Annotated in this window: 16 protein-coding genes; 10 read left to right on the top strand and 6 right to left on the bottom strand. The window is 30.6% G+C overall.

Annotation, left to right across the window (positions count from 1 at the left end):
* Positions 1-582: 582 nt before the first annotated feature.
* The 3 genes from ACP3TL_RS12170 (at position 583) to ACP3TL_RS12160 (ending at position 2,279) form a co-directional block, all read left to right on the top strand.
* Complete coding sequence (locus tag ACP3TL_RS12170) at positions 583-1,215, top strand: ATP-binding cassette domain-containing protein (protein WP_069832794.1); 633 nt, start codon at positions 583-585, stop codon at positions 1,213-1,215.
* Positions 1,216-1,233: 18 nt separating this feature from the next.
* Entirely contained in the window at positions 1,234-1,956 is a 723-nt protein-coding gene (locus tag ACP3TL_RS12165; protein ID WP_069832793.1) for a peptide ABC transporter permease, read from the top strand.
* Positions 1,957-2,135: 179 nt separating this feature from the next.
* The gene (locus ACP3TL_RS12160; RefSeq protein ID WP_277575703.1) at positions 2,136-2,279 is read left to right on the top strand and encodes a hypothetical protein; all 144 of its coding nucleotides are present in this window, start codon (positions 2,136-2,138) and stop codon (positions 2,277-2,279) included.
* 105 nt (positions 2,280-2,384) lie between these two features.
* Here the strand turns inward: ACP3TL_RS12160 and ACP3TL_RS12155 are convergent, their stop codons facing one another.
* From ACP3TL_RS12155 to ACP3TL_RS12145, 3 genes are all read right to left on the bottom strand, one after another.
* Positions 2,385-2,774, bottom strand: a complete 390-nt coding sequence (locus ACP3TL_RS12155) for a tautomerase family protein (protein WP_002506312.1) — start codon at positions 2,772-2,774, stop codon at positions 2,385-2,387.
* A gap of 127 nt (positions 2,775-2,901) precedes the next feature.
* Positions 2,902-4,401, bottom strand: coding sequence for a sodium:solute symporter family protein (locus ACP3TL_RS12150; RefSeq protein WP_069832401.1), 1,500 nt, complete (start codon positions 4,399-4,401; stop codon positions 2,902-2,904).
* 25 nt (positions 4,402-4,426) lie between these two features.
* Entirely contained in the window at positions 4,427-5,806 is a 1,380-nt protein-coding gene (locus tag ACP3TL_RS12145; RefSeq protein ID WP_069832400.1) for an LLM class flavin-dependent oxidoreductase, read from the bottom strand.
* 411 nt (positions 5,807-6,217) lie between these two features.
* Between ACP3TL_RS12145 and ACP3TL_RS12140 the strand changes: the two genes are divergently transcribed.
* Positions 6,218-6,982, top strand: coding sequence for a 2OG-Fe dioxygenase family protein (locus ACP3TL_RS12140; RefSeq protein ID WP_069832399.1), 765 nt, complete (start codon positions 6,218-6,220; stop codon positions 6,980-6,982).
* 72 nt (positions 6,983-7,054) lie between these two features.
* Here the strand turns inward: ACP3TL_RS12140 and ACP3TL_RS12135 are convergent, their stop codons facing one another.
* Positions 7,055-7,414, bottom strand: a complete 360-nt coding sequence (locus ACP3TL_RS12135) for a DUF1304 domain-containing protein (protein WP_069832398.1) — start codon at positions 7,412-7,414, stop codon at positions 7,055-7,057.
* A 72-nt stretch (positions 7,415-7,486) separates the two neighbouring features.
* Positions 7,487-7,828 carry a helix-turn-helix domain-containing protein gene (locus tag ACP3TL_RS12130; RefSeq protein ID WP_069832397.1) on the bottom strand — a complete coding sequence of 114 codons (342 nt, stop codon included), beginning with the start codon at positions 7,826-7,828 and terminating at the stop codon, positions 7,487-7,489.
* A gap of 173 nt (positions 7,829-8,001) precedes the next feature.
* Between ACP3TL_RS12130 and ACP3TL_RS12125 the strand changes: the two genes are divergently transcribed.
* Positions 8,002-9,006 carry an NADP-dependent oxidoreductase gene (locus ACP3TL_RS12125; protein ID WP_285325944.1) on the top strand — a complete coding sequence of 335 codons (1,005 nt, stop codon included), beginning with the start codon at positions 8,002-8,004 and terminating at the stop codon, positions 9,004-9,006.
* A 125-nt stretch (positions 9,007-9,131) separates the two neighbouring features.
* Here the strand turns inward: ACP3TL_RS12125 and ACP3TL_RS12120 are convergent, their stop codons facing one another.
* On the bottom strand, positions 9,132-10,550 hold the full coding sequence (locus ACP3TL_RS12120; RefSeq protein ID WP_069832395.1) for a sodium:solute symporter family protein: 1,419 nt from the start codon (positions 10,548-10,550) through the stop codon (positions 9,132-9,134).
* Positions 10,551-10,816: 266 nt separating this feature from the next.
* On the opposite strand from ACP3TL_RS12120, the gene bioB reads away from it, so the two are divergent.
* From bioB to ACP3TL_RS12095, 5 genes are all read left to right on the top strand, one after another.
* A complete protein-coding gene (gene bioB, locus ACP3TL_RS12115; RefSeq protein ID WP_069817236.1) occupies positions 10,817-11,800 on the top strand; it encodes a biotin synthase BioB in 984 nt (327 codons plus the stop codon).
* Positions 11,801-12,165: 365 nt separating this feature from the next.
* Positions 12,166-13,419, top strand: coding sequence for an ATP-grasp domain-containing protein (locus ACP3TL_RS12110; protein WP_069832393.1), 1,254 nt, complete (start codon positions 12,166-12,168; stop codon positions 13,417-13,419).
* Complete coding sequence (locus ACP3TL_RS12105; protein WP_069832392.1) at positions 13,412-14,512, top strand: hypothetical protein; 1,101 nt, start codon at positions 13,412-13,414, stop codon at positions 14,510-14,512. Before ACP3TL_RS12110 ends, ACP3TL_RS12105 begins: the two co-directional genes overlap by 8 nt.
* Complete coding sequence (locus ACP3TL_RS12100; RefSeq protein ID WP_277575704.1) at positions 14,513-15,808, top strand: tetratricopeptide repeat protein; 1,296 nt, start codon at positions 14,513-14,515, stop codon at positions 15,806-15,808.
* Complete coding sequence (locus ACP3TL_RS12095; RefSeq protein WP_081325278.1) at positions 15,795-16,814, top strand: class I SAM-dependent methyltransferase; 1,020 nt, start codon at positions 15,795-15,797, stop codon at positions 16,812-16,814. The genes ACP3TL_RS12100 and ACP3TL_RS12095 overlap by 14 nt, the downstream gene beginning before the upstream one ends.
* Positions 16,815-17,020 lie beyond the last annotated feature (206 nt).

Raw genomic sequence — 17,020 nt, 5'->3', positions numbered from 1 at the left:
ACAAAAGTTAAAAATAAATATGTTTAAGTTCTTTGAGATGTGGAATCAAAGTAATACAATATTTTAAGGAGGCGTTTATTTATGAGTAAGTTTGACGAGTATAAAGATCAAGCAACAGATAAAGCTAAAGACTTAAAAGATAAATTTTAATTTTTGAAATATAGTTAAATTAAAAGAACCGCCAATGATGAGATGGCTCATTATTGGCGGTTCTTTTAATGGTTTTAATTGGTGATAATATTTGGTTTTCTTTCCACAATTTGGAAACAGTTCAATTATATTTTTCTATATATAGTAGCGTTTTTTACTATAGAAAATCAATTTTGACAAAATTATGTATTTAAGCAATTCAATAAATATATTCTCGAAAAATTTCATGGTTACTATAAAATAAAATTAGATTGCGTGTTATAATATTTTCAAATAAAACCCCACATCTCTTTAGATGAATTTCATAATTTTACGAAAAACCATTGGTTGGTTCTATTAATACAAGGAATAGGGATAATAATTGCTGTTAATACTTTAATACACTGGCTATTTTATTGGGGAAATCATATTTTTTAATAGGAGCTAAATACTATGGAGATTAAAAACTATTTTTTAAAATTAAAGAATAAAGAATTAGTTTCAAATTCAGATTTATATTTTTATGAGGGGAAAATAAATCATATTGTTGGAAAAAATGGTGTTGGTAAATCACAGCTAGCAAAAGATTTCATATTAAATAGAAATGGTTGTATACCAAAAGTAGTGTCACAAAACACAACTCTTATTTCTAGTTCATCAAATGTCCCTAATGATATAAGTAAGGAATTTCTATTTCATTTACTAAAATCCAAGTTTAATAATAATAGTAAATTTAAAGAGATTAGTAAGATCCTTAATCTAGAGTCAATTCCTAGCAAGATTCTCATTAAAAATTTAAGTGATGGTCAAAAACAAAAATTAAAATTATTAAGTTTTTTACTAGAGGATAAATCAATAATAATCCTAGATGAAATTACAAATGCTCTAGATAAAAAGACAGTTAATGATATTTATAGTTTTCTAAATAAATTCATCTCAGATAACCCTTCAAAAGTAATTATAAATATAACACATAATTTATCAGATTTAAGTAGTATAAACGGTGCGCAATTTTTATTTAAAGATAAACGCATTGAAGAATATACATCAAAAGATCATCTAATAAATGATTATATTAACTTATAAAGATAAAGAGGTGTAAAAATGTTATTAGAATTTAAAAAGAGTATTTCAAATAAAATAATTTTGACATTAGGTATATTGTTCATTTTTGTATTTTTATTAGGTTATTTTTTACCAGTTGGTATAGATAAAGTTAGCAATTTGACATATGGACAATATTTTTTCAGCACATACACGGTAGCTACTGAATTTGGTTTTTTATTATTCTCTTTCATAATTGCTTATTTCATAAACAAAGAATATAGTAATAAAAATACATTGTTTTATAAGTTGCTTGGAGATAACGTATTTAAATTCTTTTATAAAAAAGCTGCTATTTTATTTATTGAAAGCCTTATATTTTTAACAATTGGTTTAACAATAATTTCTGCTGTTTTCTCAAATTTTTCGCACTTTTTACTATTACTCACTTTATTTTCTTTAGTACTCTTACAGTATATATTGATTATTGGAACTATAAGTGTACTATCGCCCAATGTACTTATAAGTATAGGTATAAGTATTATTTATTGGATAGGGTCAATTATACTAGTTGCAATAAATAAAACTATTTTTGGAATAATTGCTCCATTTGAAGCTAGTAACAGTATATATCCTTTAGTTGAGCAAGTATTAAATGGTAATAAAGCGTTTTTACCTGCAAACCAAATTTTAACTATATTTATATTCTTCCTAATATTATTTGTAGTCAACTTCATGCTTTTAATTTTTGCTAAAAAACGGTGGTTAAAATTAGGGCTATAACTTTTTAAGATACTAGGCCTATTAATGCGAACCCGGATACACTTAATTAGACAAATTTTATTGTTAAATTGGGTGTATCAGGGTTTTCTCACTATTCCTTAACTATAAAAATAAATATGTTTAAGTTCTATGATATGTGGAATCACAGTAATATAACATTTTAAAGGAGGCGTTTATTTATGAGTAAGTTTGACGAGTATAAAGATCAAGCAACAGACAAAGCTAAAGATAAAGCCAACGAAATTAAAAATGACGACGAGAAAAAAGACGAATTGAAAGACCAAGCAACAGATAAAGCTAAAGACTTAAAAGATAAATTCTAATTTTTAATAAAAACAGAAAAACACTTCCGCTATTAAGTGGAAGTGTATTTTTTATGCTTTATATAAGTGTTGTCACCTAACAAAATAATATGGCCTTGAGTTAGATTATAAATCACCTGTTAAAAATTGTGCTTCACCGTTAAAGAAACTCCAGTTTTCATCGGTATTTTCTACTAAACTAATCATAATATCTTCTTTACGAATGCCTACTTTTTCATGTAACGTATTCACTAAATTTTTGTAGAATGTCGTTTTTTGTTCTTTTGTTCTCGGTCTTGAAACGATAGTAAATACAATCACGTCATCCGTTCTTTCAATGCCTAAACCTGTATCTAATATTTCCATTTCATAGTCTTCATGTTGATTCACAATTAAATATTTATCACCTTTTGGTGCTTGAAATGCATCTAACATCACGTTATATGTGATATCTAAAATACTTTTAATTTCCTCTTTTTCTCTACCTTTGATCATGTCTAATTTAATTAATGGCATATAAATTCTCCTTTTAAAATTAATTATTTATCTTTATTTGAATATCCGACTTTTAACGAAATAAATACTACAACAAACATTCCTAGAAAACCATATAACCATATCGATAACATCTCATTAACAAACATTAATTATTACCTTCTTCTACATTATATTTTTGATTATCTTTTGGCTTGATGATAAATGCAGCAATTGTAATTGTTGCGATACCGATAAATGTTGCTACTGCACCTGCTGACATTGTACTTGGAATAATACCACCGAAGTAAATGACTAAATAGGAACCCAACCCTACAAACATAGATATTTCTGCAGCTCTCGCTGGTGCTTTCTTCTTGGCGTATATGGCATGTAGGATAGGGCCTAATGTACCCGCTGCGATGCCTGATATTCCAATCCACATAATGTCACTCATATGCTTTGGAGGTTGTAAGACAAGTAAAAATGATAATAAACCTACGATTGGCACACTAATCTTACTTATTTGAAAAGCAATTCTATTCGCTTTTTCATCACTAATATTTATTATTTTTCTTTTAACTAAGAACTTCAAGAATATGTCATTCGCAAATACTGTAGAAATAGATACAAATAATCCATCTGTTGTCGACATTGCTGCAGCTAAAATGACCACACCGAAAAGTGCTACAATCACTGCAGGAAATGCCCAAATAATATAGTCAAGCAGTGCTAAATCTGATGTTTCAACGCTATTACCTAATGTGACACGAGCGAATATACCACCGAATAACACGAGTAGACAAAGCCCCGTGACAATAATATAAGTATTGATCATTTTCCCTAAATCTTTTTCGTTTTTCAAACCTAATATTTTATTGAATAAATGCGGTGCAGAAGCAAACGCCCACTGTATAACGATTGCACCTAAAACCATGGCGAAAGAGTTGAAATGTACAGATTCTGGATTAAATACTTTAACTAAGTTTTCATTTTGGTTAGATAAATTATTTGCGATACCAGTAAATGTACTTGTAATACTCCCTTTCCAAAAAATAACGATACCTGAGATAAATACACCAAGACCTGCAATGGCCATAATGACAACTTGTATCGCATCAGTATAAATATCTGCAAGTGCACCACCAACGTACACGTATAGTACGACAATAACGGCTATAAAGACGAGTCCGCTAAAATAAGACATACCAAGTAAATATTCAAAAATCCTTGCGCCTGCAACAAACTGACTGGCTATATAAAAAATATTAAAAAGGAGAATAATGCCAGTACCTACGCGCATAATGTCACTATCGTAGAAATCTCCTAACCAATCTGGGAGGGATAAAGATTTTTGTGTTGTATTTAATTTCCTTACCTTTTTAGCAACCATTAAGACACCCGTGGGCCCACCAATAAACATGGCTAGAAATAACCATAAGTTGTTAAGACCCCATTCATATGACCAACCGGGATAGCCTAAAAAGGTGGCTGCACTTAAGTATGTTGCTGCAAATGATAGTCCCAGCACCCTAGGCCCGATATTGCCGCCACCAGTGGCAAAATCAGCAATATTTTTCATCTTGCGTGAACTCATGTATCCGACAATAACCATGACTATCATAAATAATATGAAGCCTATCCATGTATAAAGAGAAATTTCATCCATTGTTCTTTACTCCTTTATTATTAATTTATATAAGAGTATTCGCTGCACTCTTGTTTTTTGCTGGATGATTTTCCTTTATTGTTTTTTGATCTTTACCGAACATATTTTCACGAAGTGTTGTGCCTTCGTATTCTGTTCTATATAGACCTCTTTTTTGTAATTCAGGGATAACATGATCAACAAACTCTTCAAATGTACCAGGTGAATAACTTTGAGCGATATTAAACCCAGCTGCCCCACCTTCAACTGCCCATGCTTCAAATTTATCAGCGACTTGCTCTTTCGTTCCAATAAATTTAGCTGTGCCATTGCCTAAACCATGATTTTTCACAGCTTCTCTGAGTGTCCATTTATGGTGTGGGTCTTTGGTATACATATTCAGATTGCCTTGCATCGCTTCCGTCTCAATATCTTCTATATACTGGTCTGGGTCGTACTCTGAAAAATCAATACCTGTATGTCCACTTAACAATGATGCGGAACCTTCATAGCTGATATGTTCTGTTAATGCTTCATATTTTTGATAGGCTTCTTCTTCTGTTTCTCCGATAATTGGGAGTACCATAGGAAATACTAAAATATCATCCTTACTTCTGCCATGCTGTTCAGCTCTTGTGTGTATATCATCTACATAGCTTTTCAATGATTCTACTGAGGTATGTTTCGTAAACACCGCTTCTGCATGTTTCGCAGCAAACGTTTTACCTTTTTCTGAAGCGCCTGCTTGAAATAATACAGGTGTTCTTTGCGGTGATGGTTCAACTAAATGAGGACCAGGCACACTAAAGAATTCACCTTCGTGGTTAATTTCATGCACTTTATCAGGGTCTGCATATGTATCAGTATCTTTATCATTAACTACAGAGCCGTCTTCCCAGCTGTCTTCCCAAAGTTTATAAACGACTTGGAGAAATTCATCTGCTCTGTTGTATCTTAAATCTTTTGGTAATCGTTCTTTCAGTCCTAAGTTAATCGCTTCACTTTCTAAATAAGAAGTGACAACATTCCAACCTAAACGACCATTAGTTAAATGATCTAATGTAGATAATTGTCTAGCTAAACTATACGGTTGTGCATATGTAGTAGAGATTGTTGGGGCAAAACCAATATGTTTTGTGACTGCAGCCATAGCAGAAATAATCGGTATAGGATCGTGCGCAGGTAGTTGGACTGCATGCTTAATTGCAGCATCACTCGATTGATTATAAACGCTATATGTTCCTAAAACGTCTGCAATAAATATAGAATCAAACTTACCTTTCTCTAATGTCTGCGCGATATTGATCCAGTAATCTAATTGATTGTGATGTGCACCTTGATCTTTGTCATGTTTCCATAATCCAGATGAATGTGGGGATGGTGAATTTTGAACAAATCCATTAAAATGTATCTGCTTTTTCGGCATATGTTTTTCCTCCTAAATGTAGTTTCGTTGTGCTTAATAGTGACTGTTGAGGAAATTTTAAAATTTAATTTAATATTTTTTGAATTACTTTACTCATTTCCCAAGATGAAAATTCTCAATATATAGAATTTTCAGATAATATATATGCTAGTTAATATAGCGAATATTACATACTTCGTCAACACCAAAATGGTAATTGATATAAGAATAGTCGGATTAAATCGGTAAAATGTTTTTGTTCATTTTTAGGAAATCAAAATTTATCGACATTTGTGTTTGCTACTTACAATGGTATAAAATATAAAAGAGATTATTAAGTCACATATATAAGAATCATGAACAATTGGACGCAATTAGTACGGACATTCACACATTATTAGATTTAAAAATAGAAAGGATACGTATTGAATAATGAATAAATTACAAAAAGATGGTTATTCAAGATATGATTTAATGAAAAGTTTAAATTATGAGGGTATTGAACAGGATTATAATGAAATATTAGCGTACTTTGCTGATCTGCCTGAAGATGATTATGCCCCTAACCTTAATAGATATAGAAGATACTCTAGAGCAATCGTTTTACCTGGCACAGAAGATGTTTTTTGGCTTCCTACAATTGAAAGAAATGGCGTTGATTATTCTGCGTATTTTCAAGGAAAGTTCAATCCAGAACATTCCGGCTCATATAGAGAATTCCACTCTATTGATGAAAATATAAGAAGTAATAAATTGTTGAACGCTATTATTATAGCCAATTATCATGAAACGTTTTGGAACGAAGAGGATAAAATCTTACCGATTCATGTGGGTGTGCATTTCGTTAAATTATATGTAGAAAATGACGGAGATAAAGCTGTTTCCTCACCGAACTGCTTGCACCAAGACGGAGAGCCATTTACTTTTGCTCATTTAATTGAAAGAAAGAATATTGTTGGTGGAACGAATGCTATCGCTGTACCAGAAGCTGCTGGAAATAACCCGGAAGATACAGATGAAAGCAATATAATAGAAGTTTTTGAAATGGAGAACCCTTTAGAATCCTACGGCGTTTACGATCCTAATGTAAGTCATTATGTGAGTCCAGTGGAAAAAGGTTCAGAACAAGGTACAGGTCTTAGATCTGTCATATTAATTGATTACCAACAAACAGTTGTTGCAGATGTCGATGAATAATAAAATCCCCCTACTTGTATAACAGTAGGGGGATTTTAAAGTTCACCCTTCCGGCAATAAGTTAAATCCAAACTAAAAAAGCAATGAAATAAGTGCGATTATAGGCAGCCCGCCTTGTTTCAAAATTATAGATTTTTGACTAGTAATTGCCTTATATACGGCAACTAAAATGATATAAATTAAAATACAAGTAATTAATTCTCTAGGATTATGGGAAAAGAACAGCGCATATACTAACATCACACCAAGAAGTCCATTGTATATACCTTGGTTTTTCATAAGAACCTTTAAATTGGGCTGTTTTAATTCTTCCTGCTTAATATTGAATATTTTACTAGTTCTAAGGGAAGTCGTTTTAATTGTTTGTAATATCATTATATATATAAATTCAATAGCAACTAATAAAACTAAAATTACTGTAACAATACTCATAAATGAATACACCTCTTTTTCAAATGAACTTTCCATATATTAATATCACAACTTTAACTGGAGAGTAATAAATTAAGTGATTTGAATTAACTCTCCTTCAATAACTCCAATTCTTTTATTCAATACTTCTTTTTGGTTATTTAAAACCCCTAAATGTACTTCTAATATTGTTTTTATATCTATTTCATTATCATATAACATACCTGTATTTTTTTTGATTTCTTTTAAACTCATATTCAAATTACTTAAACATTTGATGAATTTTATCATTTCAATATCATCTTTACTATAGAGCCTTTTATTATTAGTGTCTCTTTCTATAAATTTTAATATCTCCTTTTTTTCATAAAATCTTAATTTACTTTTACTTATATCACATATGCTTGCTACTTGATCAATATAAATTTTTTCCAATGTAAGCACATCCCTTCTCTTAAACTAAGGTTTAACTGGTATCTTATTATATAACCACGCAAGAGGAGGAAAAACAATTAAAAAGATTTGATTTTTATAGTTCAAAAGAAATCATTTTATTTAAGCAAGTCAGTTTAAACACTAATTAAAAAACATTAAAACGGAGGATTATTATGCAAAATGAACAAATTGTATTAAACGAAAGACCAGAAGGATTACCTAAAGATGACACTTTTAAATACGAAGCAATCCAAACAGCGGAACCTAGTACGGGTGAAGTACAATTAAAATCTATTTATATTTCTGTGGATCCTTATATGCGTGGAAGAATGAATGATTCAAAAAGTTACGTTAAACCTTACGGAATCGACAAACCAATTGATGGGCATGTTTTAGCGAAAGTTATAAAATCCGAAGTAGAATACTTGGAAGAAGGAGATTATGTTACGGGTGTCTTACCTTGGCAAAGAATAATCACTACTGATGCTAATCAAGTGACTAAAATACCTTCCACAGAAGTTCCTCTACATTTATACTTAAGTATTTTAGGAATGCCAGGTATGACAGCATATACTGGTTTGTTGGAAATAGGTAAACCAAAAGAAGGAGAAACAGTTGTTGTATCTGCTGCTTCAGGCGCTGTGGGGTCTGTAGTAGGACAAATTGCTAAAATAAAAGGTGCAAAAGTAGTTGGCATTGCCGGTGGAAAAGAAAAAACACAATATTTAACAGACACATTAGGCTTTGATGCGGCTGTTGATTATAAAGGTGATGATTTTGAAGCACAACTTGCCGCATCTGTACCAAATGGTATTGATGTATATTACGAAAACGTCGGTGGAAAATTATCAGATGAAGTTTTCAAACATTTAAATACATTTGCACGTGTACCTGTTTGTGGTGCAATCTCAACTTACAATAATACGCAAACTGAAATGGGACCAAGAATTCAGGAAACACTAGTTAAAAGCCAAGCCCTAATGCAAGGTTTTGTAGTAGGACAGTTTGCAGAGCATTTTAAAGAAGCAAGCGAACAACTTGCCAAATGGGTAGCTGAAGATAAAATAAAATCACAAGTAACAATCGATGAAGGTTTTGATCAATTGCCTAATGCATTTAGAAAACTATTTTCTGGTGAAAAATTCGGTAAACAAGTGGTTAAAATATCAGAAGAATAACTTGAGATATCATCTAATATGAAAGTATATGAGATAAAAAACACAATTAGCTTATAATAAAACTCTCACTCATCAAATAAGATGAGTGAGAGTTTTTATTATAAAGTTTTTGGTGAACTGTTTGCTTAAACTGTTGCGTAATCTTTTTTACCAAAGCATGTTACAAGTAATAACATAATTATTGATAGTGGTAACCCAATTAAGATTGGATGTAGACCAAACGGATGACCTAGTATTTGCCATATTACTGCTGAGCCAAGTCCACTCCACATTGCGATGTTACCCGCAAGTTTGGTAGGTTTTTGCCAAAACAGACCGAAAATCACTGGCGCAAGCAATCCTGAAACTGTCATCGCAGTGCCTGTTACCATCAGATTTACTAATTCTGGAATCATAAGTGCTAATACTAAAGAAATAACAGCTACGATTAATACTGAAAGTTTACTATATAATAGCATTTTATGTTGATTATGACTTTTCACATTTGGTTTTATAATATCATTTGCTATAGATGAAGACCCTGCAATAAAGAAGGAATCCGCGCTAGATATTACCGCTGCTAATAAGACGATAATCATTATGAGTACTAATGGAAATGGGAACACTTCTTGTATGACATTATAATAAACTAATGGGGTTTCTGCTATGTCCAAATTCAAACCAAACTTAGCATAGACACCTATAAACACTGTCATTGCGCCTAACGCTACTGCAATAATCATAGAAATACCATAACCATTTCTTGCAGTCTTCAAATCTTTAGCAGCCCAAATACGTTGCCACACATCTTGTCTGATAAATTGATAGAACGCTAATGTTAGCAGATAAATTAAGATTTCATTCGGTGTGATGTTAAGGTAATTTAACATATCGCTTTGATTTTGACTGCTTGCATTGGCTTGAATATCACTCCAACTACCTGAGTAATAGATAACCACAAAGAATAACACAATAACGCCGATTGTAAGTATTGTTCCTTGAACAACGTCTTGCCAAACGACAGCTTTTAAGCCGCCTAGGTAAGTTTTTATAGTCAGTAAGATACATCCTATAATAATACCCGCTGTCATATTTAACCCTATTGTTAAATTCAAAATAGAAGCAATCGCGACAAATTGCATACCTGTCATCGCACAATAAGCAAATAAGAAACTGATAACAGTAGGAATACGTGCTGATTCGCCATAACGAAGCGCAGTATAATCACCGATTGTCACCATATTATGCTTTTCACCTAATAATCTAATACGTTTTAATAAAAAGAATGCAAGTACAATAACAGCAGCCATCATAGTTATATGAATCCACTGTTGTCCCATACCTAATGTATAGCCATTTTCCATATAACCTAACAGTGTCGCGCCACCTACACCTGTACTCACAAATGTCAAAATCAGTGGCCATAGTGTTACCGTTCTGCTTGCCATATTATAGTCATCATAAGTTTTAATTTTTCGTTGTATGTATACAGACATGAGTAATAGAAAAATAAAATAAATAATGATCGTAAATCCTAAAATTAATTGTTCGCTACTATTAAACACTACATTATCCCCTCGTAAATATATTTTTCACAATGCCTTTAGTTTATCGTGACTCCTTACATGAATCAAACTAAATTTTTAGTTTTTATTGATGTCATTAGACTTCCTTAAACAGTTGAATATAAAACGTTATTCCCTCCTCAGAATTTTAAGCTAGCTCGAAGTTAATGTAAACCAATTATTTATTTCGGTTTACATTTGTATAGAAATAGCCTTATTATAAAAAGTAGAAACTATTAAATCCTAATTAAATGAGGAGAATTAATATGAAATTAGCTGAAAACATTTTACAAGGGGAAACATTAACTAAAGATACGTTGCTAAAAATTTATGAAGATCCTAACGTAGACACATTAGATTTATTAAACGAAGCTTATATATTAAGAAAACACTATTACGGCAAAAAAGTTAAATTAAACATGATTTTAAACGCAAAAAGTGGTATTTGTCCTGAAGATTGTGGTTATTGTGGTCAATCTAGGGATATGAAGCAAAAACAGCGGTATAGTTTAGTACCAGAAGAACAAATTGTTAGTGGTGCCAAAGTAGCGCATGAAAACAATATAGGCACTTATTGTATTGTTATGAGCGGCAGAGGTCCAAGTAATAAAGAAATTGACCATATAAGTAGAACTGTAGAAGAAATAAAATCAAATCATCCTCAGTTGAAAGTATGTGCGTGTCTTGGGTTAACCAATGAGGAACAAGCTAAAAAACTCAAAGCAGCTGGTGTTGATAGATATAACCATAATATAAATACGAGCGAAAACTATCACGAAGCAGTTGTAACCACACATACTTATAAGGATAGAACCAATACTTTAGAAATTATGAAAGCAAACAATATTTCACCATGTTCTGGTGTCATTTGTGGTATGGGAGAATCAAATCAGGATATTATTGATATGGCGTTTGCCTTAAAAGAAATCGATGCCGATAGTATTCCTATTAATTTTTTACATCCCATTCAAGGCACAAAGTTCGGGGAAATGGATGAATTGACTCCTATAAAATGCTTAAGACTTATCGCCTTATTTAGACTCGTTAATCCATCTAAAGAAATTAGAATTGCTGGCGGTAGAGAGGTTAATTTACGGTCACTACAACCTTTAGCTTTGAAAGCTGCAAATTCAATATTTGTAGGAGACTATTTAATTACTGGAGGACAGCCTAATCAATTAGACTATAAAATGATTCAAGATTTAGGTTTTGAAATTGACTTTGGATACAATGAATTGAAAGGAAATTGAATGTTCCATTAATCAAATAATTTATCAATTTTGTAGTGAGAAAAGAAGGATTAAGTTTTATTTTCTTGAAAAGGGGGGCTTGGGGCTGAAATCAAAAATATGAAATTTGATTTCAACCCCAATCTATAACTTTAAAATTCTTTAATATATTAACCTCAAATCTGTACGTTAAAATAGACCATGCTACTTCTTAACCAATCAGTTCAATAAGTTTTTACAAAACCTCTAATCAAGACAAAGGTAACACTATATAAAAGAAACCAAAATACTATAACAAAATAATCGTTTTCTCAATTGTTTAAATTTACATTAATATGCTATTATTTTTATGTAATAAAATATGTATAAAAATTAAGGAGGCTAATATGGAAGAATATTTACTGTTATTAGGAGCTGATCAATTCCTTAGAGAACGATCATATGCCGGTGGGAAATCAATAGGAGATTTTCAGATATGGACAGCAATAAAAGATTCGAAGTATAAGTACAATGCTTATTTTGATTTTTGTATTGATGCAGACCCCTTAAGTTATGAGGATATAAAAAATGAAATCGACTATTATAAAACGCAAGGCTATGAACCAAGATCTATAGTTCCTTTAAATGATTGGACACTTAAAGTAGCTAATAAATTAAATAAAGACTACGGGCTGCCTTACCTTAATGATGAAGTCGTAGAAGCATGTAGAAATAAATACCTAATGAAGGGATTGTTTGAAAAAGCTGATATCCCTACTCCAAAGTCGGAACTTTTCGAAACTATTGAACAATTGAAAGAATTGATACAAACATTTGAATTTCCCGTTATTATAAAACCTGTAGATTTTGGTGGTAGTGGCGGCGTTTACTTAGCTCATAATGAAGTAGAATGTAGGGAAGCTTACATGAAATCTCAAAAAGTTATGGCTGCTTATGCTGATTCTTTCAAGGTTTCTAAAAACACATTTTTAATTGAAGCATTTATAGATAGTAACGAAGAAGTATCTGTAGAAGTCTTATGTGGTGAAAATTTCTATGAAGTAATCACTGTCACAGAAAAATATTTATCTCCAAGGCCTTGGTTTACTGAAATGGGACATTTAGTTCCTAGCCACAGATATAAAGATGAGAATATTAAAAAACTAGCAATACAATCATGTAAATCTTTAGGCATTAATCGTGGGGTAGCTCACATAGAAATAAAAATCAAAGACAACAATCTATACGTCATTGAAGCTGCAGCTAGACCGGGTGGAGATGCTATTATGGATTTAGTTGAATCTTCTTACAGCATTAACCCCTATCAACTACATATTTCAATGTATATAAACAACAAACTCAAACCTCCATTCACATTTAGACCAAACAAAACATCAGCAATAGCTTTCATGAAAGCACAAAAAGGAAAAATAACAAATATCAATTTCCCAGATATATCAAAAGATACTGAAATTAAGCGTATTAGTTTATTAAAAAATATCGGTGATATGGTAAGTGATCCTGAAAACTGGAGCAGTCGCGATGGTTTAGTGCAATTTAGCTGGTCTGAGCTACCAACTACTAAAATATATAGACATATAAATAAATCCAATGATTTAGCAAATAAAATTTTTGATAGTAGTGATGATAATAATGAATAATTACTTACTCATTACTGCTTTATATAGATTTATCTGTGGTGGATTAATTCTAGCGATTAACTGGGAATTAGCCAGTCCTGAATCTACAAGTGATTTAGCGATTTCAACTATTCTCTCATTCGTTCCTGCAATATTCACTCCATTTTTAATCAATTTATTTTTTAAAAATTATTCAGGCAGTAACCTTACAAAGTTATCTTTTTTAGGAATATTTTTTATAGTTATCGCTATCACGATGCTTTACCAAAACACGCTACTATTAATACTTTTGAATTTTGTTTTATGGATTGTGTTTTTCCTACTAGAAACAAGTTTAGAATTGTGGTTTTCTGAATTAGTAGCGAATGAAAATGAAGAATTTATTAATAAATATAGTTCTCTTTCAATGACAGTCAATCAAGTCGCTTTAATGATAGGTCCTTTGTTTATTACAGTAATTATGAAATTCATTACTTTATTTTGGATTTTTTTGATATACGGAATAGTCTACCTCTTACTTCACTTAGGAATTAAAAAAGTGAAGTTGATGACACATGAAGTTACCTGTGAAAATACATATGCTTCAAAGGAACCTGTGAAAATAGTTCATTACCTAATCGGCATGCTTATGTGGCCAATATTAGGAACTATCAATTTTATGTTACCTACATTTACAGCATATAAAAATAGAAAGATACATGAAGTAGCATTATTAGATAGTGCCTTAGGCGTTGGTATGGCACTTATTGGTATTTTACTTAGTAAGTATCTGTCTTATAAATGGATGAATATCTTTTTAATTATAAGTATATCAATATCACTTCTATGGTATTACTTCGAGGATACAATAATAATAAAACTGCTATTAATGCTATGCTTTGGTCTATCTTTTGGTGGTGCAAGAATCATATTCAGAAAAATAATCGTAACAGCATACGCGAGTCACACTGTAAAAAGCGTTTATTCCCTGGGAAATGCATTCGGCCTACCCATTCTTTCTGTTTGTATTTACCTAGGTATGTTGAATTTAAATTTTGTTTGGTTACCCTCATTCATTTTATTAACTATATTACTTATTTTACTTAAAACTCAATACAAAAAAGGAGCTCTTTAGATGAAAAATAAAATAGTTAAATTTAAAGACATTTATGATACTGCATATTACTCACAACAAGAAATTGACATAGAGAAAATATTTAATCAACTTTATGGAATGCTCGAACCTATTGACTATGAAGGCATAACATCTACAGATATATTTTTATTACAATTACAAACAATTGAGTTATTAAGTAGTATGGAAAAAGATAGTCATAAGCATGCTTTAACAAATTTAGAGACTTTAAAATCTAATACAATACATGATAATGATGCTTTATCTTTAATAAAAGCATTAGAGCTACAAGCTAATTTTAAATATAAAGAAGCACATTTCATATACAGAAACTTACTCCATAATAATCCAAGAAATAGACTTAGTTTCTTTGCATTACATATGCTTGAGTTTAATCTTGGTTGGCAAAAGCACATGCTCGAAACATCACGTATTGTAGTAAATTCTTTAAAAGATAGTACAGATACTTATTATGGCTATGCTAAGGGAATAGAATCATTTTCATTAGTTGAAAATGGAATATACGAAGAAGCAAAAGACGCAGCTAATATTGCACTTCAAATTAACGGTAAAGATATATATGCAATACATGCTATGTGTCATTATTTTTATGAGACAGGTAAATATAATGAAGGCATAATATGGATGGAAAAAATAAAAGAAAACTGGATTTTTAATAAAGGAATGAGGATACATGTATGGTGGCACTTAGCTGTATTTCACTTATTTAATTTAAATTTAGAAGAAGTCAAAAATATTATGATTAACGAAATAATGTGCAAAAACTACGAAGATGGTTTAGAAGACTTAGATGCAACCGCATTACTTTGGCGATTATATTTATTAGACGAAAAGAACATTGAATTTTATGAAGCTTTAGATAATTGGGATGATTACTTAAAAAACAGCCATTTTATCTTTAATGATTTACACGCCCTAATGGCTTACGCACTAAAAAATGATACTGAAAAAATAGAGTTATGTATCGAAAATGCAAAAGCACGAGAACATAATTTAATTAAGGATGATCATTTAAATTTACTTTATGGTTTTTATTACTTTGCAAAACAGAATTATAAAAATGCCTCTGAAAGATTGAAAACAACACTAAATACAACAAATTTTGGTGGGAGTAACGCTCAAAGAGATGTTATTTCACTGACCTTATTTATTTCCCTCCTAAAATCAAATAGAAATAATGAAGCCAAGATATTACTAGAAACTGATCGAGCATTTAAAAATAGTTCTAAAATGAAAGAAAAGTTAATGAATAAGTTAGGAGATGTTCATTATTAATACTGTACAATTTAGAGATAATATATTCAAAATAACTAGTAATAAAGATAATATTTTAACTATCGAAATAGGTCGCTTAGCCATTATAGAGTATGCTAATAAGAAAAGTGATATAAAGACATTTCTTATTGGTGTTGGAGAAAAATTTAATATCCGAAAAAATGTAACATACTTTATCAAAAAGTTAGTTTCTCCAACTAGTTTTTCACTTTCAAATAACTACGTTATGAAGATAGAAAAAAGTAACAATTTAAAGAAATTATTTTTAGATGTTGATGATTATTATTTTGGATATGAAGATAGATATCATAAAATTTATGAAATTGGAGGTGATTTGTGGGAAACTGGAAAACCTAATGAATCATTACTTAAAGTATATCAAAAATATCCAAACATCTTTAAAGGTAAGGTTATCGACCTAGGTTGTGGAGAAGGTAGAGATACTATATTTCTAGCTCAAAAAAATATTGATATTCTAGGAATAGATATTTCCCACAGTGCTATTGATAAGGCAAAAGAAAAAATTCAAGAATGTGATGGTGAAAAATCAATATTCCATACAGGCAATGTACTTTATTTAAATAATTTTAAAGATGAGACGTTTGATTTAGCAATGAATATGGGATGCTTACATATGATAAATAAAAATGAAGATAGATTGTCTCACATAAAAAATGTTAATAGGATCTTAAAATCTGGTGGTTATTTTTTAGTTGATCATTGCAAATCTGAATGGGGAAATGGTTTTCATACTATCGAAGATTATAATCAAGTGAAAGAAAAATTGAAGAACTTTCATGATGAAAATTACATTGATAGAACTATAGTAGTTAATGAACAAAGAGTAAAAATTCCATTAAAAGTAATACCCTACTTAGAAAAATCAGATGATGAATTAATAAATGAAATTACAAGTTGTGGATTTGAAGTTGTGGAAGTTTATGATAATGATACGGAATCTTTTGGAAATTCATCTTTGGTATTATTTAGAAAAAATTTAATATAGTTCATTGAATAATTACAAAAATAAGACTATAAACATCGTATGCAAAGGGCATTTATAGTCTTCAGTAAATTGAAATATATAATTAGTTATTAAATCATATTATTTGTAATATAGTTTAATTAAATTCAAACGATTACTATTCCACTAGTTTTACTTGAATTTTTGTTTTCTTCAATAATTTCAGAAGAATATGAGTTAAATCTTGT

The organism is Staphylococcus caseorum (genome assembly GCF_049943195.1).
Taxonomy (GTDB): Bacteria; Bacillota; Bacilli; order Staphylococcales; family Staphylococcaceae; genus Staphylococcus; species Staphylococcus equorum_A.
Note: the sequence above shows the minus strand (reverse complement) of the source record. Positions and strands in the feature narration are given on the sequence as shown.